General features: G+C 51.3%; 16 protein-coding genes. 6 read left to right on the top strand and 10 right to left on the bottom strand.

Annotation, left to right across the window (positions count from 1 at the left end):
• Positions 1–204 precede the first annotated feature (204 nt).
• Positions 205–2,190: a ligand-gated channel protein gene (locus NNO08_RS09625; RefSeq protein WP_271456624.1), complete on the top strand. Its 1,986-nt coding sequence runs from the start codon at positions 205–207 to the stop codon at positions 2,188–2,190.
• Between the two features lie 711 nt (positions 2,191–2,901).
• On the opposite strand, the gene lysP is transcribed toward NNO08_RS09625, so the two are convergent.
• Complete coding sequence (gene lysP / locus NNO08_RS09620; protein WP_137383673.1) at positions 2,902–4,371, bottom strand: lysine-specific permease; 1,470 nt, start codon at positions 4,369–4,371, stop codon at positions 2,902–2,904.
• 195 nt (positions 4,372–4,566) lie between these two features.
• Entirely contained in the window at positions 4,567–5,448 is an 882-nt protein-coding gene (gene yieE, locus NNO08_RS09615) for a DNA-binding transcriptional regulator YeiE (protein ID WP_048211165.1), read from the bottom strand.
• Positions 5,449–5,581: 133 nt separating this feature from the next.
• On the opposite strand from yieE, the gene NNO08_RS09610 reads away from it, so the two are divergent.
• The 3 genes from NNO08_RS09610 (at position 5,582) to NNO08_RS09600 (ending at position 8,645) form a co-directional block, all read left to right on the top strand.
• Entirely contained in the window at positions 5,582–6,631 is a 1,050-nt protein-coding gene (locus NNO08_RS09610) for a YeiH family protein (RefSeq protein ID WP_137383674.1), read from the top strand.
• Between the two features lie 65 nt (positions 6,632–6,696).
• Positions 6,697–7,554 carry a deoxyribonuclease IV gene (gene nfo, locus NNO08_RS09605; RefSeq protein WP_271440068.1) on the top strand — a complete coding sequence of 286 codons (858 nt, stop codon included), beginning with the start codon at positions 6,697–6,699 and terminating at the stop codon, positions 7,552–7,554.
• A gap of 2 nt (positions 7,555–7,556) precedes the next feature.
• Complete coding sequence (locus NNO08_RS09600; RefSeq protein ID WP_271449618.1) at positions 7,557–8,645, top strand: sugar kinase; 1,089 nt, start codon at positions 7,557–7,559, stop codon at positions 8,643–8,645.
• 138 nt (positions 8,646–8,783) lie between these two features.
• Here NNO08_RS09600 and NNO08_RS09595 read toward each other — a convergent pair whose 3' ends face one another.
• The 4 genes from NNO08_RS09595 to hypT form a co-directional block, all read right to left on the bottom strand.
• Entirely contained in the window at positions 8,784–10,034 is a 1,251-nt protein-coding gene (locus NNO08_RS09595) for a NupC/NupG family nucleoside CNT transporter (protein WP_040230612.1), read from the bottom strand.
• Between the two features lie 95 nt (positions 10,035–10,129).
• Positions 10,130–11,065, bottom strand: coding sequence for a pseudouridine-5'-phosphate glycosidase (locus NNO08_RS09590; protein ID WP_048211160.1), 936 nt, complete (start codon positions 11,063–11,065; stop codon positions 10,130–10,132).
• Positions 11,053–11,994 carry a pseudouridine kinase gene (locus tag NNO08_RS09585; RefSeq protein WP_271449617.1) on the bottom strand — a complete coding sequence of 314 codons (942 nt, stop codon included), beginning with the start codon at positions 11,992–11,994 and terminating at the stop codon, positions 11,053–11,055. The genes NNO08_RS09590 and NNO08_RS09585 overlap by 13 nt, the downstream gene beginning before the upstream one ends.
• A gap of 300 nt (positions 11,995–12,294) precedes the next feature.
• Positions 12,295–13,206: a hypochlorite stress DNA-binding transcriptional regulator HypT gene (hypT, locus tag NNO08_RS09580; protein ID WP_271454357.1), complete on the bottom strand. Its 912-nt coding sequence runs from the start codon at positions 13,204–13,206 to the stop codon at positions 12,295–12,297.
• 352 nt (positions 13,207–13,558) lie between these two features.
• Here hypT and NNO08_RS09575 point away from each other — a divergent pair, with 352 nt between their 5' ends.
• Together NNO08_RS09575 and NNO08_RS09570 are read left to right on the top strand one after the other, a co-directional pair.
• Positions 13,559–14,278: an aspartate/glutamate racemase family protein gene (locus NNO08_RS09575; protein ID WP_137384075.1), complete on the top strand. Its 720-nt coding sequence runs from the start codon at positions 13,559–13,561 to the stop codon at positions 14,276–14,278.
• Between the two features lie 76 nt (positions 14,279–14,354).
• Complete coding sequence (locus tag NNO08_RS09570) at positions 14,355–15,653, top strand: anaerobic C4-dicarboxylate transporter (protein WP_271456623.1); 1,299 nt, start codon at positions 14,355–14,357, stop codon at positions 15,651–15,653.
• A gap of 68 nt (positions 15,654–15,721) precedes the next feature.
• Here NNO08_RS09570 and NNO08_RS09565 read toward each other — a convergent pair whose 3' ends face one another.
• From NNO08_RS09565 to fruB, 4 genes are all read right to left on the bottom strand, one after another.
• A complete protein-coding gene (locus NNO08_RS09565) occupies positions 15,722–15,958 on the bottom strand; it encodes a YgdI/YgdR family lipoprotein (protein WP_271440073.1) in 237 nt (78 codons plus the stop codon).
• Between the two features lie 144 nt (positions 15,959–16,102).
• Positions 16,103–17,791, bottom strand: a complete 1,689-nt coding sequence (gene fruA / locus NNO08_RS09560) for a PTS fructose transporter subunit IIBC (protein ID WP_271456622.1) — start codon at positions 17,789–17,791, stop codon at positions 16,103–16,105.
• 16 nt (positions 17,792–17,807) lie between these two features.
• Positions 17,808–18,746: a 1-phosphofructokinase gene (fruK, locus tag NNO08_RS09555; protein WP_003027446.1), complete on the bottom strand. Its 939-nt coding sequence runs from the start codon at positions 18,744–18,746 to the stop codon at positions 17,808–17,810.
• Entirely contained in the window at positions 18,746–19,876 is a 1,131-nt protein-coding gene (gene fruB / locus NNO08_RS09550; RefSeq protein WP_137384080.1) for a fused PTS fructose transporter subunit IIA/HPr protein, read from the bottom strand. Before fruB ends, fruK begins: the two co-directional genes overlap by 1 nt.
• Positions 19,877–20,051 lie beyond the last annotated feature (175 nt).

The following is a 20,051-nucleotide window of genomic DNA, read 5'->3' as shown; positions in this document are numbered from 1 at the left end:
TATCTCATTGATTTTATAAATACTTCTCCAAATTTCATATCAAACACAAATGATTTCTATTATCATTTGTGTTTACAAAAATTCATACTTTTGTACAATCCTCCCGCTTCTTTACTGAAAAGAGTCCTTAAAAGACAAATACATACAATTGTCATGGCCTTTCACATGACACGCAGTTAGATTCATTTAAATGGAATGATACAAATGACTATACCTCACGTTAAGGCTGTAGCCGCCGCAGTATGCGTCGCGAGTCTCCCATCACTCGTTTATGCCGCCGACCAGGATACCGTGGTCGTTACCGCCACCGGGTTTGAGCAAAAAATTCAGGATGCCCCCGCCTCCATTTCGGTTATTACTAAGCAGCAGATCGAAGATAAAGCGTATCGCGATGTGACCGATGCACTGAAAGACGTCCCTGGTGTTGTTGTCACCGGCGGCGGTAGCAGCAGTGATATCAGCATCCGCGGTATGGCCTCGCAATACACGCTCTTCCTGGTTAACGGCAAACGTATCAGCACACGCGGTACGCGCCCGAACAGCGACAACGCGGGTATTGAGCAAGGCTGGCTGCCGCCACTGGAATCCATCGAACGTATCGAAGTGATCCGCGGCCCGATGTCGTCGCTGTACGGCTCTGATGCCATGGGCGGCGTGATTAACGTGATCACCAAAAAAGTCTCGAATACCAAAGCCTGGACCGGCTCCCTGCATGGCGACGCCACCTTCCAGGAAGATCGGGACTCCGGTGACCTTTACCAGACAAATGCCTACGCGTCCGGACCACTGATCGATGGGCTACTCGGTGCAAAAGTGACCGGGCTGTTCTCCCATCGCGGAGAAGATAAGATAGTCAATGGTTACAATGAACAACGCCTGCGCAACGGCGGACTCACCCTCAACTTCACCCCGGATGATAAAAATGACATCGACTTCGATGTCGCGCATGAACTCCAGGATCGCAACAGCACACCGGGCGAATCGATGGCGGCAGAAAACTGTCGTAACGGTGTTTGTAAGCCAAACAGCAAAAGCTACAACCGCTATGAACACACAACGTATTCATTAACCCACAGCGGTTATTACGACGATTTCAACAGCACCAGCTATGTTCAGCAGGAAGAGACCAAAAACCCTGGTCGTCAGATGAAGTCCTACAACACGATCTTCAATAACCAGAACCAGGTCTTCCTCGGGGCACACACCCTGACAGTTGGCGGGCAATACCGTTATGAAAAACTCCGCGATAACGGCAACCAACTGCAAGCAGCTGACGGTCTGAACAAACTGACCCGCTGGAGTTGGGCACTGTTTGCCGAAGACGAATGGGCGGTTACCGATACTTTCACGCTGACCGGCGGTCTGCGTATGGATAAAGATGAAAACTACGGTGACAACTGGACGCCGCGCGGCTATGGCGTATGGCACCTGAGCGATCAGTGGACATTAAAAGGCGGTGTTTCTGCGGGCTATCGTGCACCGGACCTGCGCCAGTCATCCGCAAGCTGGGGGCAAGTGACCGGTGGCGGCCGTCTGAATGGTATCATCGTCGGCAACCCGGATTTGAAACCAGAAAAAAGCCTGAGCGAAGAGATCGGTTTACTGTGGGATAACGGCAATGACCTCAATGCGGGCGTCACGCTGTTCAATACCGACTTCAAAAACAAAATCACCGAAGTGCGTCGCTGTAACAGCAGCGCCGATCCGGCTTGTACTATTGGCAGCACCCATTACGACTTTGTCAGCGATCGGGTTAACGTTGATAAAGCCAATATGCGCGGCGTCGAATCCACCTTCGGTTGGAAGATGACCTCCGACATCAACTGGACAGCGAACTATACCTACACTGAATCTGAACAGAAAAGCGGCCAGTTCTCGGGTCAGCCGTTAAACAAAATGCCAAAGCATATGTTTAACACCACACTGGACTGGCAGGCAACGCAGGACATCGGTTTCTGGAGCCGTTTGAATCTGCGTGGCAAAACATCAGAGTACCTGAGCCGTACCTCCATGGCGCAAGGCACCCCTTCCTATACCCAGGTCGATATCGGTATGCGTTACTACGCGACCAAAGATGTGCTGCTTACTGCTGGCGTGTATAACGTGCTGGATAAACAGATTGATTACGATACCTATGACACCGTGCTTGATGGTCGTCGCTACACTGTTGGCCTGACTTACAACTTCTAAAGTTTGGACAATAAAAACCCCGGCAAGGTGAATGTCTAATGCCTGTTAGTAAAGCATGTATGGAGAACATTTTATTCCGCTACGGGGTTTCGTTCACTTCAACGGTATCACTTCTTTGAATCACAGATACCCGTGAACGTGCAAGGGAGGCTCACCGCCGCCTCCCTTGCAACCCAGGCTCCCGGCACGGAAAATCGTCGCTGCGTGAGCTATTCGTCTTATGCCGTCTGCCTGTCGGGTCGGGGTCGAGCCTGCGTCCCTGCAGGCCGTCCCCTCTGCCCGCATCCCTGCGGGCAGCCCCGGTCAGCCGTCAACGCCTCATCGATTTTCAGCCGGACCAGGGTGTCGCTTCAACTCTCTGACTTTCAGTTAAATCTGTTTTGCTGTTCAAACATGTTCAAATAAAAATACAGGTGGTCAGGCGTGGCGGGAGCCGGGATTGTTAAGGGTGCGGCGATAGCACCCTTAACACGTTCACCGGCGTTCAGTGTACAGAGAAGCGATGAACATGAGGTGAACGGAACCCTTTCTCAGAGAGAGCATGTTCATTACCCCGCCAACACATGTTGATGCTTTCTGAAACTAAAATGTTAACTGAACAGGGTGAGTGCCGGAGGAGGGTTATTGTCTACCGGATGGCAGCACGGAGGCCTTACCCGACCTACACTATCTTACGTAGGCCGGATAAGCGCGGTACCATCAGGTACAAGATTACTTCTTCACACGTTTCGGAAAGTGCATTTCGCTGTAACGCACGAAACGGGTTCCTTTGGTCAGCTTATAGCCAAACCAGATGATCAGGAACAGCGGGATACCAATGTAGGTTGCCATTACGCCACCCCAGTCAATGGTATCTTTCAGGAACGCTTCGTAGTTTTGACCCAGGGTGATTATCAGGCACAGAACAAAGGCAAAAATCGGCCCCAGAGGGAAGAAGCCAGAACGATACGGCAGATCCTTAATATCATGGCCCTGTAACACATAACCACGACGGAAACGATAGTGGCTAATTGCAATTCCCAGCCAGGCGATAAAGCCCGTCATCCCGGAGGTGTTCAACAGCCACAGGTACACAGTCTGGTTACCAAACATGGATGTCAGGAAGCACAGACCTGCCACGACAGTCGTTGCATACAGCGCGTTACGCGGTACACCGCCACGAGACAGTTTAGAGAAAATACGCGGCGCTTTACCGTCACATGCCAGGGTGTAAAGCATACGTGTTGATGCATACATGCCGGAGTTACCCGCCGACAGCACCGCCGTCAGGATAACGGCGTTCATCACCGCCGCCGCAGACAGCAGACCCGCGTGCTGGAATACCAGCGTGAACGGGCTGACGCTGATATCTTTTACATCATTGCGCAGCAGGCTCGGATCGGTATACGGGATAATCAGGCTGATAATCAAAATCGCGAACACATAAAACAGCAGGATTCGCCAGAATACCTGGCGCACCGCGCGCGGAATGTTCTTCTCTGGATCTTCAGATTCGCCCGCGGCGATACCAATCAACTCGGTCCCCTGGAAGGAGAAGCCGACGATCATCGCCACACCAATCATGGCAGCAAAACCGCCAGCAAAGGGGGCATCACCTGTCGTCCAGTTACTCCAACCCACCGGTTGAGCACCTTTGAAGATACCGATAATCATCATCACACCAACCACGATGAAGATAATCACGGTGGTAACTTTGATCAGTGAGAACCAATACTCTGCTTCGCCAAATCCACGTACCGAAATGTAGTTCAGCAGGAAGATAACGCCAAGGAACAGCGCACTCCAGATCCAGCCTGGCGTATCCGGGAACCACCAGCTCATGACCAATTGTGCGGCCACCAGGTCCACGGCGATAGTTACCGCCCAGTTGTACCAGTAGTTCCAGCCGAGCGCGAAGCCAAAGCCTTCTTCTACATAGTTCTGACCGTAGGTAGAGAACGAACCGGAAACCGGCATATAGGCTGCCAGCTCACCGAGACTGGTCATCAGGAAGTACACCATCAGGCCAATCAGAATATAGGAAAACAGCGCGCCGCCAGGACCCGCCGCAGAAATAGTTGCACCAGATGCAACGAAAAGACCCGTACCGATGGAACCACCAATGGCGATCATCGTCAGGTGACGCGCCTTCAGTTCACGGCGTAGCGTGGGCGCTTCTGTGGTTTTAGTTTCGGAAACCATGTGAAAATGCTATCCATCCAAAAAATGAGGCGCGATTGTAGCAGACGAAATGGCATTCTTCCGGCACAAATGCGCAGTTATAAGAGACCTTCATGACTGGCCGCGGATTATAAGTAAAGCAGAAACTGGGCAACGTATGACGATTGCCCTCAGTTGAAGATGAGGTGTTCATTGCAGGTGCGACGCATCAGCGTCTTATTCAACCTGCTCTACCTGGTCGCTATAACGTAAAAAACGCAGCAGCGAGTTTGAAAGATGTTTTTGGCGATGATGGACGCGCCAAAGCGTGCGGACCAGACGCGGCAACGGCACAGGAACTTCGCTTAACGTTCCTGCCTGCAGTTGTTCTGCAATAACCCGACGTGACAAGCAGCTGATCCCCAGTCCATGGCGAACAGCATGTTTAATGGCCTCAGAGTTACCCAACTCCATTGCCATCTGAAATCTCGGTAGATGAGACAGCAACAGATAATCCACCAGCTCGCGAGTACCGGACCCACGTTCGCGCAGGATCCAGGGCGAAGCCGCAAGTTGCTCCAGCGTCACGGGACCCGTGGTTAGCGGCGATGACGGCGCAGCAAATACCACCAGTTCATCTTCCAGCCACGGTTCAGAGATGATCTCCGTACTGTGACATGGCCCTTCGATAAGCCCGATGTCGACCCGAAAATCCAGCACAGCATTGATAACATCCTGGCTGTTGCCCACGCTGAGTTCCAACGGCAAATCGGGGAAATCACGCCGGTAACCTGCAATCATGGCAGGTAAAATATAGTTGCCGATGGTGCTACTGGCATAGACGCGAATCGCGCCGTTATCTTCACGAAAAAGCTGTTCGATTTCTGTCGTTTGCTCGAGCAAAGCCAACGCACGCGGATAGAGTAAGCGCCCGTGCTCATTGACAACCAGCCGCTTGCCCACCCGGTCAAACAATTGTACGCCAAGTTGCCCTTCTAAATCGGTAAGCGCAGCACTCACCGCTGACTGCGACAATGACAACATGACAGATGCCTGAGTCGTCGAGCCGCTTTTCAGTACCTCAGCAAACACTTCAAGTTGTCGCAGGGTGATATGCATAGTCGTTTTCCACCGGGTAGCCCGTGCTTACCACTTATAAAGATTAATTATAAATATATAATCAATTTTATTTTTAAGCCACTTCACCTTACAATTTTTGCCAAGAAATCATTCAAATTGTTCAGGAGGGGTTATGACTGAACTCGCCCTACAGAATCATCGTCGTACAGTGTGGCATTTTATTCCGGGGCTTGCCCTGAGTGCAGTTATCACCGGGGCCGCCTTATGGGGAGGTTCCATTCCCGCCGTCGCAGGTGCCGGGTTCAGCGCCCTCACCTTAGCCATCTTATTCGGGATGGTTATCGGCAACACCGTGTATCCACAAATCTGGAAAAGCTGTGACGGTGGCGTGCTGTTTGCCAAGCAACATTTACTGCGTCTGGGGATCATCCTGTATGGTTTCCGCCTCACCTTCGCCCAAATAGCCGACGTTGGTGTCAGCGGTATCGTCATTGATGTCCTGACGCTCAGCAGCACCTTTATGCTGGCCTGTTTCCTCGGACAGAAAGTATTTGGTCTGGACAAACACACCAGTTGGTTGATTGGTGCGGGGAGCAGCATTTGTGGTGCCGCCGCGGTATTAGCCACTGAGCCGGTGGTGAAAGCAGAAGCCAGTAAGGTAACGGTCGCCGTTGCTACCGTGGTTATCTTCGGGACCATTGCTATCTTCCTGTACCCGGCAATGTATCCGTTACTGGCGCACTGGTTTAGCCCGGAAACCTACGGGATTTATATTGGCTCCACGATGCATGAAGTTGCACAGGTTGTTGCCGCCGGGCATGCAATCACCCCGGAAGCTGAAAACGCAGCCGTCATTGCTAAAATGCTGCGCGTCATGATGCTGGCTCCGTTCCTCATCATCCTGGCAGCACGTGTTAAACAACTGTCTCCGGCGACCGGCGGAGAGAAAAGTAAAATCACTATTCCGTGGTTTGCCATCCTGTTTATTGTGGTCGCGATTTTTAACTCGTTCCACCTGCTGCCACAGTCAGTGGTGAACATGCTGGTTACGCTGGACACCGTGTTGCTGGCTATGGCGATGGCAGCACTGGGGTTAACCACTCACGTGAGTGCACTGAAAAAAGCCGGTGCAAAACCTCTGCTGATGGCACTGGTGCTGTTTGTCTGGCTGATTGTGGGCGGTGGCGCGATTAACGTTGCCATCCACGCGCTGATGGCATAATCGATCACGACTCACCTCCATTAACCCGCTATACTCTTCCCTTTTGAGTATGGCGGGTTTAATTTATGAAATACATCGGAGCGCATGTAAGCGCCGCTGGCGGTCTGGCTAACGCTGCTATTCGAGCTGCAGAAATCGAAGCGACCGCATTCGCCCTGTTCACCAAAAATCAGCGCCAGTGGCGCGCTGCACCATTGACCACTGAAGTCATTGATGACTTCAAATCAGCCTGCGAGAAATATCACTTTTCCTCCGCACAAATCCTGCCACATGACAGCTACCTGATTAACCTCGGCCATCCCGTCAGCGAGGCGCTGGAAAAATCACGCGATGCTTTTCTTGATGAAATGCAGCGCTGCGAGCAGCTTGGTTTATCCCTGCTTAACTTTCACCCGGGCAGCCACTTAATGCAGATCCCGGAAGATGAATGCCTGGCGCGTATTGCGGAATCAATCAACATTGTCCTTGCTCAGACCCAGGGCGTGACGGCAGTCATTGAAAACACTGCCGGGCAAGGCAGTAATCTTGGTTTTAAGTTCGAGCATCTGGCGGCAATCATCGACGGTGTCGAGGATAAATCCCGTGTAGGTGTCTGCATCGACACCTGCCACGCCTTCGCGGCCGGTTACGATTTGCGTTCCGCTGACGAGTGTGAAAAGACATTCGCTGAATTTGAACGCATTGTCGGCTTTAACTATTTACGCGGTATGCACCTGAACGATGCCAAGAGCGCATTTGGCAGCCGCGTTGACCGCCACCATAGCTTAGGGGAAGGCAATATCGGTCACGATGCATTCCGCTGGATCATGCAGGACAGCCGTTTTGACGGCATCCCACTGGTACTGGAAACCATCAACCCTGATATCTGGGCCGAAGAAATTGCATGGCTGAAAGCGCAGCAAACTGAAAAGGCGGTTGCATAATCATGAACGACAGGGAAAAGCAGATCCTTAAGATCCTGCGTCGCAATCCGCTAATACAGCAAAATGAAATCGCCGATATTTTGCAGATCAGCCGTTCGCGCGTCGCCGCACATATTATGGATTTGATGCGCAAAGGAATGATCAAAGGTAAAGGTTATATCCTTACCGAACAAGATTATTGCGTCGTCGTCGGGGCAATAAACATGGATATTCGTGGTGTCGCTGACATCCACTATCCTCAAGCCGCATCTAACCCCGGCAGCATCCACTGTTCTGCTGGCGGCGTGGGGCGAAACATCGCCCACAACCTGGCACTACTGGGCCGTGACGTGCATTTAATTTCCGCGGTTGGCAGCGATTTCTATGGCGAAACGCTGCTGGAACAGACCCGTCAGGCTGGTGTTAACGTTTCCAACTGTATTCGTCTGCATGGACATAACACCTCCACCTACTTGTCGATCGCGAATCAGCAGGAAGAGACCGTACTGGCGATTAACGATACCCACATTCTGCAACAGCTAACGCCGCAGTTGCTGAACGGTTCACGGGATCTTATCCGCCATTCCGGCGTCGTGCTGGCAGATTGCAACCTGACGGCTGAAGCCATCGAGTGGGTATTTACTATTGCTGATGACATTCCGGTATTTATTGATACCGTTTCAGAGTTCAAAGCAGCAAAAATGAAGACCTGGTTTACACGTATTCATACGCTCAAACCCACGCAGAAAGAGCTTGGCATTTTATGGGGTAAGCCTGTCCAGTCGGATGGGGACCGCGTGCAGGCCGTCAACGACCTCCATCAACAGGGGGTAAAACGCATCTTTGTATGTCTGGAAGACGAATCCGTTTTTTGCAGCGAAAAGGACGGAGAGCAATTTTTACTGACACCGCCGAAGCATACAGTGATAGACAGCTTCGGTGCCGATGACGCATTTATGGCGGGATTGTTATACAGCTTTCTGGAAGGCAGTGCGTTCCGCGAAAGCGCGCAGTTTGCAATGGCCTGCGCAGCATTATCACGCGCCAGCGTCAGTATTAACAACCCGACGCTCTCCGCCGATAATGCCCTGTATTTGCTGAAAACCGCTTAGAGGTAATGCCGGATGGCGCTACGCTTATCCGGCCTACAAACAACGACACTTCCTCGCAAACTGCTACCACCCGGCCTACAAGCAACAACTCTTCCTCGTAGGCTGGATAAGCGTAGCGCCATCCGGCAAAGCATCCGGCTATGCTAAACCAATAAAGAAACCAGCTATTGTGGCGCTCATCAGGTTAGAAAGCGTTGCCGCAGCCAGTGCTCTCATCCCAAGCTGTGCGATTTCCGGTGCGCGCTGTGGCGCAATGGCTGAAAACGCACCGACGACGACACCAATCGAACCAAAGTTTGCAAAACCACACAGGGCAAACGAAATAATCGCAATGGTCTTCACATCCAACGTCCCACCCGTTTGCAGGTACGGTGAGAAGTTGAGATAAGCGACAAACTCATTAATCGCCAGCTTCTGCCCGATCAGGCTCCCCGCCAGCGTTGCATCGCTCCAGTCCACCCCCATAATCCACGCCAGCGGAGCCAGAATATAGCCAAAAATGCCTTCCAGGGTCGCGTGACCGAAGCCAAACCAGCCGCCAACGCCACCAATAATGCCGTTAATTAACGCAATAATAGCGACAAATGCCATTACCACCGTCGCAACGCCTGCGGCAATCTTCAGCCCGGTCATCGCCCCGCTCGCCGCCGCTTCGATGATGCTTTTCGGTGGTGTCTCAGTAAACGACAGATTCTCGAAGGTAACGCGAGATTCTTCTGTTGCCGGGCTCAACATACGCGCGAACAAAATCCCGCCAGGAATTGCCATCAATGATGCCGCCAACAAATAATCGATGGGGACCCCCATTCCGGCGTAACCGATCATCATTGAACCCGCAATAGACGCCATCCCGCTACAAATTGCAGTAAACAGCTCATTGCGATTCAGGCGATCAATAAAGGGTTTCACGATTGCCGGAATTTCGTTTTGCCCGAGAAAAATCGTCGTCACCGCAACAAATGATTCGATTTTACTGATGTTCAGCGCTTTCTGGAAAATACCACCGAGAATACGGATCAACAGTCCCATTACGCCAATGTAGTAAAGCAGGCTTATCAGCGCGGTAACAAAAATGATGGCAGGGAGAACCCGGAAGGCAAAGATAAAACCGGCACCGTCAAACAGCACATCCATTTTAGGACCGACCAACGAGCCAAAAATAAATGCACTTCCTGCATCGCTATATGACATGACCTTGTGGACGCCGAGTGCCGCCTGTTCAACCAGCCATTTCCCCGGAGGGAAATACAACATGATACCGCCAATGGCGATTTGCAGAACCAACGCAGCACCAACGGTACGCAGGCTAATACGTTTTTTATTTACTGACAGCAGAAACGCGATGGCCAGTAATACCACCATACCCACAACACTTCTCATTATATCCATAATGAAATCCCTTCATGCCAGGAAACCCGGCGCTAACGCCAGGTTTTGGTAGGTTTGATATTCACGGGCGACCGCTTTCTGCCCGGTAAATTCGGTCAGGCGAGGCGTTGATATTCCTTCGCAATCTCGCAAGCCAGTACGGCGTTGTTGAACACCAACTGAATGTTAGATTTCAGACTGTCGCCTCCGGTCAGTTCCGCAACCCGTGCCAGAAGGAACGGCGTGCTATCTTTGCCTACAACGCCCTGCTCTTCAGCTTCCTTCACTGCCCTATCGATTGCCGCGTTAATTTTTTCCTCTGCCATTGCAAACTGTTCAGGGATTGGGTTTGCGACAACCAGACCGCCGTTCAGGCCGGTTTGCCATTTCACCGCCATCGCACGGGCAATTTCTTTTGCGCTGTCCAGACGAATACTGACGTCAAACGGGCTGGTGCGGCAGAAAAATGCTGGCAGTGATGTTGTCTGATAACCAATGAGCGGCACACCGAAGGTTTCTAAATATTCGGTTGTTAATCCGAGATCGAGAATAGATTTTGCCCCTGCACAAATAACCGTGACATTGGTATGTGCCAGTTCTTGCAGATCCGCAGAAATATCAAATGTATGCTCAGCCCCGCGGTGAACACCGCCGATACCACCGGTTGCAAATACTTTAATTCCCGCCATAGCGGCAATAATCATGGTAGAGGCAACGGTAGTCGCACCATTTTTCCCCGCCGCGACAACAAACGGTAAATCTCGACGACTTACTTTAGCAACGTTATGCCCTTCACGTCCTAAAAGCTCAATTTCGTCTTTACTCAAGCCAACTTTCATTACTCCGCCAATAATGGCAATGGTTGCAGGCACAGCACCATGTTTGCGAATAGTTTCTTCTACTTCAATTGCTGTCTGCGCATTTTGTGGAAATGGCATGCCATGGGAAATAATGGTTGATTCAAGTGCAACAATAGGTTTTTTACTGTTTAATGCTTCCTGAACTTCTGGAGATATTTGTAATAATTCAGAGGAAAGAGTTAATTCAGACATTCTGTGTTCTCCACTATTGAGCTAACATTCGCAACAGACAAATCAGGGTTATTGGTATATTCACAGGCCAGCGCCATAGATGAGCAACCCTGCGCAAATCGAACCGAATCAATAAAGGGCAAACCGTCTACCCAGCAGGATGCCAGTCCTGCCATCATGGCATCACCCGCCCCCGTAACATTAATGACGTGAGTTTTAATGGGCAGCGACCAGCCGCTACTCCCTGAGATATCACTATAATAAACACCGTCCCCCCCCATGCTGAGCACCAGACGGTTTAGGCCGCGTTCATGAAACCACGTGGCAACTTTGCCAACATCCTCTCGCCCGGAGAGTGCAATACCACTCAGGGTTTCAGCTTCAAGTCGATTAGGTTTTAAGGTGTGGATTTTGCCGAGTTGTTCGCGAATTTTAACGCACTTCCATGCCGATACCGGGTCAACAAACACCGGTACCTCACCCGCGTTTTCCAACACCCATGTCAGCGCGTCTTCGCTGATATTACAGTCAGCAACAATAACTTTTGCTGCACGAATAAAATCACGATGTTGCGACAAAAAATCCGCTGAAATGTGGTCAGTAATACTCATATCATTAATGGCAACCAGCATCTCACCGGTATTATCAAGCAGCGACAAATAGCTTGATGTATTTTCTCCAGCAACAATCAGGCATTTTTCGACATGAACACCAGATTGATTAGTTTGCGCCAGCAGTGATTGCCCATAGAAATCGTTACCAACGGCAGTCAGTAACCATGAATCTTTCCCCAGCAGCGCCAAATTATGAGCGATATTGCGTCCCACGCCGCCTGGCGTAAATTTTATTTTTCCCGGATTCGAGTCCGCATAATTCAGAGAAGCATGCGAATACCCGGCGACATCCATATTGGCCGAGCCAATGGTTACTATGTATTCCTTTTCACGCATAGCACGTCCCCTGGCAATATAATTACCACTAATGAGTTCGTCAGAAATAACCATTACCACCAAAATGATTATTAGAGCACATGTTCACTATCAAACACGTGTTCATGTTAGCCAGGTTTTTTGTAAAGTAAATCCATCCGCAAGATCTAAAACAAATAGATATGAACAGAATCACAATTTTTTATAGATACAGTTTGCAAGGGCGCGAAAAAATGAGAGACAGAACACAAATTGAACAAGCCAGAAAAAAACCTCCGGATAACCGGAGGTTTTTCAGATGCGCCAGGCGGACTGCGTGCATTAACTGAGCGAAACCAGATCCTCCGGCATGTGGTTGTACAAAATCCGCCAGAAGTGCTCAGCCGTTTTATTCAGGCGGGTGTCCATCCGGTAAATATAGGCCTGAATAGGCACCATCAGTTCCGGCGTCTGCAGACAAACCAGCCGCTTGTCGCGCAGTTCGTTTACGATAGTCCACGCCGGTAGCCAGGCGATACCATGCCCATCTAATGCCATATTTTTCAATAACTCACTCATCGAAGACATAAACAGAGTACGAGCAGAAATGCCCCCCACTTCCGCCAGATGACGGTTTACCAATCTTCCCATGTAGGATGTGCTGGTATAGTTCAGGATCGGCGCCTGCGGCTGATAGATATCAAACAACGCCTTCCCCTGCGCGTCGGTCGCACAGACGGGATACAGCTCAGACTCAAAAACCTTCAAACCGCAGAAAGGTGACTGCATTAAATCTTCATCCCGAAAGGAGATAATAAAATCACTTTTCCCTTCACGCAGGGTATTCACCGCTTGCACCACATCAATCGCCTCGACGTGATAAACAAACTCTTCCCCCCAGGCCGCCATTGAGTGCACTAATCGGGGCAACATAGTCAGCGACAGAGAATGTGCCGCCGCTATTTTGATATTGGGTACCCCAAGCAGATTGTGCCCACTTAGCTCATCCAGATTGCATTCCAGCTGTTGCAGCAGACTACGGGTTTGCGAATGGAATAACTTCCCCTCCTCCGTGAGTTGCAGTGGGCTCGTCGTGCGATCAAAAAGCTGTACCCCCACGGCTGATTCGAGCGCCTTGATCCGCCTGCTAAATGCCGGTTGGGATATATTGCGTTCCTCGGCCGCTTGGGAAAAATGACGACACGCCTCCAGCGTCAGGAAATCATATAACCATTTTGTCTCAATATTTTTCATGCCTGTCACGCGGATGTTTAAATATGCCAATTGGCTTTAAGCATCATGCCTGAATATTTCCAGAGATGAAATTCATCATCGCCACCTGGTGATTCGTTTTTTGCATCAAGCCTTCGTTTTCAACATTACCATGCCTCCCTCCCCCTCGGCCACGACCGCTCGCCTGCCGCGTATAGTCGGACCTCAGGCTGAATATCGGCCTGCTGAGATGACAAACGAAGCCACATCCATGCGGTTTTTGCATTGAACAAAACATTATTGCATTTCTCCTCACGCCTCACTGCTGTTAAACATAACCAGCAGATACAACGTAGCTCTGAATATTAATCATCGGTGAATTGAGGTATATATCGTGAAAGGTTTAATTGGCGTACTTGGTGGTATGGGGCCAGCGGCAACCGTCGATCTCTTTAATAAATTCGTCACCTTTACCGCGGCACAACGTGACCAGGAACATATCCCATTAATTATTTCATCTATTCCTGACATTCCTGACCGAACTGACGCATTAATGCATCATGGTAATTCCCCACTCCCGGCAATGCGTGATTATATGCATAAACTCGAAGATGCTGGCGCGGAGTGTATTGTGATCCCCTGTAATACCGCCCACTTTTGGTTTAATGAATTAAAAGAGTGCTGTCACACAGAGTTGCTCAGTATCGTTGAAACGACCATCAACGAGGTCAAGAACTGTGGAAAATCACGTATTGGACTGCTCGCCACCAACGCCACGTTGTACATGGGTCTCTATCAAAAAGGCATTGAATCGCTTGGGCTAACCTGCATCAGTCCTGACTCTGCCAGTCAGGAAAAAGTGATGGAAAGCATCTATTGCTTAAAAGCCGGTGATGCTAAGCGGGCACAAATGCTGATGAATGAACAGGCTCAAGCACTCTTTTCTCGTGGCGCACAAGTTATCGTCCTGGGATGTACGGAAGTCCCCGTCATCCTTGCTGAGGCTGTCAAAACATCACCTGAAAAATATATTGATTCAACCGGTTCGTTGGTTCGCGCCGGTATTAAATGGTACGAGAAACGCGTTGGTAAAAATCACCTTTTGGTGCAATGAAAATTTATACCTGGCTAATTGTTGCATTAAATAAACACCCATTTTAATAACGAATTATTCTCTGGCGGAGGCCATCATGATTTGGCTGGAAATTATCGTAGTGTTAGGGGCAATATTCTTTGGCATCCGCCTTGGCGGAATTGGTATCGGTTTATGTGGCGGGCTGGGGCTGGCTATATTAACGCTGGGATTTGGGCTGCAAATTGGTTCGCCTCCCGTGGACGTTATTCTTATTATTATGACGGTTGTCGTGGCAGCATCGGCGCTACAGGCCGCCGGAGGTATGGATTATCTGGTACGTGTTGCCGGGAATTTTATGCGGCGTAACCCTAAATATATCAATATTATTGCGCCTATTATTACCTGGTCGATGACCATTATGGCGGGGACCGGATTTATTGTCTTTTCTACCCTGCCGGTGATTGCCGAAGTTGCGAAAGAGTCGGGTATCCGCCCCTCACGCACACTCGCAGGGTCCGTCGTCGCCTCTCAGGTGGCAATATCCGGCTCACCGATCAGTGCCGCGATGGCCGCAATGTTAACCATCATGGAAGGAAACGGCGTCAGCTTTATACAGGTCATGGCGGTATGCCTGCCCGCCTCGTTCGTTGCCGCCATGGTGGCCGCATTCATCGCTTCACGCCAGGGGTGCGAGCTACAGGATGATGAAGTGTATCTGCAACGCCTGCAAAAAGGTCTGGTCCGTAAATATGAAAGCCAGAGTAGTACGACGCCGGGTGCCGTGCTTTCCGTTACCCTGTTTATGCTGGCAACCATCGTCATCGTCATCCTTGCTGCCTGCCCTCAGCTACGTCCGGGATTCAACGTCGGTAGTCCGATGAATACGCGGGATATCATTATTATCTGCATGTTATCTGCCGCTTGCCTGATGGTCGTGTTATGCAAAACATCTACAGATGCCATTGTACTGACATCCACTTTTCGAGCAGGGATGAGTTCGCTGGCCGTCATTCTCGGCATTGTTACACTGGGAACCACATTCATTGACGCACACTTAGCGGAAATTAAAGACATCGCGGGTAATATTCTACAGGCCTACCCGATGCTGTTGGCTCTGGTACTGTTTGGGACCTGCGCGCTGCTCTATTCGCAGGGAGCCACCACGCCGCTGATTATCCCGCTTGCCGTCGCGCTCGGCGTACCCACCTGGGCCATTCTGGCTTCCTATGTGGCAGTGACTGGTGTGTTTGTTCTCCCCACATACCCCACTTCACTGGCGGCAATGGAGTTCGACACCACCGGGACAACACGCGTGGGCAAGTACGTCTTAAACCATCCGTTTATGTTACCAGGACTTGGTGGGATCATCGCGGGCGTTGCCTTTGGTTTTATCATCGCGCCAATGATTGCCTGACCCGTTTTATTCTGGGGGGCCGAAAGCGATATCGCCCCCTGAATGCTTCGCGACTTACCTGACCGGGTTCACCATAGCAATACCGTCTTACCTTTATCTATTTGCTTCACCTCGCTGCTTTTAATCACGCGGTGATAGCCATAGGTATCGGCATATTTTGTCAATCCTGTCCCGGAATCCTGCTCAGGTTTTCCTTGCGTCTCTATCGTTGTCCCTGATGTTGTTGTCATCACATAAGTGGTTGAGCACCCTGTAAGCAACAGCGTAGCGAGTGACAGAGAGGCAAAAATGTGCGTTTTTTTCATATTCGATTTCCGTGATGAGTTTGATTTAAGGGCACTTTATCGAATTTGGCTAAGGCAGGATGGATTATTGTGGCGGTGCCGCAACTGTCGGGATCAAAGAATAAAAAGGGCAGAGAAATCTCTGCCCAGGGAAGTAAAGAAGGGTTAGGCTACTTTCGCAACGGCGTCCACTTCCGGGCGCTTCAGCACCGCGTAGGAGAGACCTGCCACCAGCGTACCAGCAACAATCGCCAGCAGGTAACCAAGTACAGGGGTAATGGCACCAGGGATCAGCAGTACAAACAGTCCGCCGTGTGGTGCCATCAACTTCGCACCCACAGCCATTGAGATTGCTCCCGTCACCGCGCCACCGACGATACAGCATGGCAGAACGCGCATCGGATCGCGTGCCGCGAACGGAATTGCCCCTTCGGTGATAAAGCACAAACCCAGAACCAGTGCCGCTTTGCCACCTTCTTGTTGTGCTTTGTCGAACTTACGACGCGCAACCAGCGTTGCCAGACCCAGAGCCAACGGTGGCACCATACCTGCCGCCATAATGGCTGCCATCGGTGCATAAGTTTGCGTACTCAGCAGACCCACCCCAAAAGCGTAGGCCGCTTTGTTCACTGGACCGCCCATGTCGGTACACATCATGCCACCAAGAATAGCGCCAAGCAGAACCGCATTCGCCGTCCCCATGGTTTGCAGCCAGTGAGTCAGGCCTTCCAGAATGCCCGCAACCGGTTTACCAATCAGGTAAATCATTGCCAGACCAACGACCAGGCTCGAAAGCAGCGGAATAATCAGAATCGGTTTCAGCGCTTCCATACTCTGTGGGAGTTTCAACTTCGTGCTGATGAGCTTCGCCACATAACCGGCAAGGAAACCGGCGATAATCCCACCGATAAAGCCAGAACCGGTGCTTACCGCCAGCATACCGCCGATAAGACCCGGCGTCAGACCGGGACGGTCAGCGATAGAAAATGCAATGTAACCTGCCAGAACGGGCACCATCAGTGCGAAGGCTGAGCCCCCACCAATCTGCATCAGTGCTGCTGCCAGCGTACCTTGCTCTTTGAATGCTTCAATACCAAAGGCGAATGACAGCGCAATACACAGACCACCCGCAACCACCATCGGCAGCATGTAAGACACACCGGTCAGCAGGTGACGATACGCGCCCGCGCCCTCTTTTTTTCCTTCGGTGGCCGCAGTCTGATTCTTCCCGGCAGGCTGGTACGGGGTCGCTTCATCCAGCGCTTTATCCAGTTCCTGCTTCGTTTTCTTCAGCGCCAGGCCCGTAGACGTGCGATACATCGGTTTTCCAGCAAATTTCGCCAGATCAACCTCAATATCAGCCGCCACAATCACCAGATCAGCCTCGGCAACCTCTTCCGGCGTAATGGCATTACCTGCCCCTACAGAGCCACGGGTTTCCACCTTCACCCACCAGCCGCGTTTTTTCGCTTCGGTTTCAATGGCTTCAGCAGCCATAAACGTATGTGCGACACCTGTTGGACAAGCTGTCACTGCCACCACACGTTTTGGACCATTGCTTGCCACTAGTGTTGCCACAACCGGCGCGCTATATGGCTGCGCATGGCCTTTTGCTTCACTGAGAAAAAGCTCGGGATGCGCAACCGCACGACCGATGTCACCCAGCCAGACCTTTTTGCCGTTCAGCGAATTGTCGACAGGCAGCTTATCGCCCAGGACAATCGCCAGCTCTGCATCATTTGGATTGTCGATGATCTCCAGATGCGCTTTCTGTGCCGCCGCTCCAAGCAGGGTTTTCGCCATATAGGCGCGAGCCTGGCCGAGATTAGCGTCAATAATCAGCAGCGTTTTCATTATGCCTCTCCTGCTGTCAGTTAAACGGTTTTAAGTCGACACGCGCCATCATTGCGGCCAACTGAGGACGATCGGTAATGCCCACATTGCTTTGGCTTACCGCCAGGGCGGCAACTGCCGTCGCCAGACGCAGGGTATGTTCGCTGGATTCACGCATCAGCAAGCCATAAATCAGACCGCCAACCATCGAATCACCCGCGCCGACGGTGCTGACCACCTCAACTGACGGTGGTTTAGCAATCCATTCACCCGAAGCGTTAACCCATAAAGCGCCTTCCGCACCGAGTGAAATCACCACGTGCGCAATGCCTTGTTCACGCAGAGCATGTGCCGCATCGATAACATCTTTCATTTCTGGCAGCTTACGGCCAGCCCAGATTTCCAGTTCACGACGGTTTGGTTTCACCAGCCACGGAGCCGCTTTCAGCCCGGCGACCAGCGCTTCACGACTACTATCAAAGATAATGCATGGACACTGACTGCGCAGGCGCGTCATCCAGTCAGTGAATGCTTCAGGGCTCACGCCGGTCGGCAAGCTACCGCTGACGCACACCATATCGAATTGCCCCAGCCAGCTTAGTGAGTCATTCACAAAGCGTTCCCAGTCAGCCGGTGTGACTTCAAAGCCGGAAAAATTGAAGTCAGATACTTCACCATCTTTTTCAGTCAGCTTGACGTTAATACGGGTGCGCCCCTGCACCACCTGAAAACGGTTAGCGATGCCCAGTTCACTGAACAACTGCTGAAAACCATCCTGGTTGTCCTTACCCAGAAAGCCGCCGACCGTCACGTCAATCCCCAGGTCCTTAAGCACTTTTGCGACGTTAATCCCTTTGCCTGCCGCATGCAGACCGGTCGTTTTCACCAGATTGACTTCACCGCGTTCAATTTCAGGGCAAAAACCGACCAGATCATAAGCCGGGTTCAGGGTGATAGTTGCAACACGTCTGCTCATTATGCGCCCTCCCCAAGACCTGCCGCGATGGCATCGCCAATGGCTTTCAGCGCCTGTTCAGCATCTTCACCCTGTGCGGTAAAGCGCAGGTGGTGTCCTTTTTTCACGCCCAATGCCACCACTTTCATCAAACTGCGTCCATTTGCCGGTTTTCCGGTTCCATCAAGATTCGTCACGGTTATTTCACTATTAAATTGTTTAATCGTATTCACCAGCATAGTGCCCGGACGGGCGTGTAAACCATGCTCATTACGCACTACAAACTCGGCACTCAGTACATCATCAGTTAATGCATCATCACTGGTCAGCAGCGCCAACACCGTCGCAGCATCCGCCTTCAGCAAACGGTCAGCTTTATTGCTCAGCAACAGATCGCCAAGACGCTTCAGCACCGCAACGGGCTGGTCATCATTCATCGCGACAGTAACCAGCAGCGCAGCAGCTTCTCCCTGCACGTCAAATGCGCTTGCCGCACGACTGACCGCGACGGCGCTGCGCACATTGCCTTCAGCACAATCATTCAGCCAGATGCCCTGACCAAGATTCATTGGTTGCTCGTTAATCGCTCTGGCCACAAAGGTGGCATCTACTGCACCGGCTTCTTTCAGACGTGCGGCGTTCAGCGCCTGCAGCGTCACCAGTGAATTGGCGACGACGTCCAACGACAGCGTTTCGTTATCAAGCTTCAGCTGCTCGCTCTGCTTTTCGCCCATCAGCAATGCACGCAACTCTTCTGCCGTGGTGGCGGATTTCAACTGTTCCGCAACCGAGTCATCACTCAATACATGAGTCAGCTGACGCAGCAGCCCAAGGTGTTCATCTGAGCTGGCTGCAATGCCGATTGCCACATACGCAACCTGACCTTCGCCCCACGTCACCCCCTGCGGAAACTGAAACACCTGAACCCCGGTTTTCAGCACCTGATCGCGTGTGTCTGTCGTACCGTGAGGAATGGCAATACCATTGCCGAGAAACGTCGATGTTTGTTGTTCGCGCGCCAGCATGCCATTGACATAGCCGTCTGCAACATTGCCCGCTTGCACCAGGGCAGCGGCAACCTGGCGAATAGCCTCTTCTTTGTTCCCGGCCTGTTCGCCCGGGTGAATATCCTGAACAGATAACTGGAACATGATTCTCCTCTCCCGCTGAATTGAAACGATTCGGCTAACATGAGAAAAAAGGCGTCACCCGACTCCATCAGTTAAGGCAAGATGACGCTGAAACGTTTCAAGGAGTCTGGATCTTTCTGCTTCAGCACGCAAGTAAAGTTAACAATTAACTTGCTGAATTTAGATGTACCGCACA

The organism is Citrobacter sp. Igbk 17 (genome assembly GCF_028069775.1).
Classification (GTDB): domain Bacteria; phylum Pseudomonadota; class Gammaproteobacteria; order Enterobacterales; family Enterobacteriaceae; genus Citrobacter.
The sequence above is the reverse complement of the archived record's forward strand: the minus strand, read 5'-3'. Positions and strand labels throughout refer to the sequence as shown.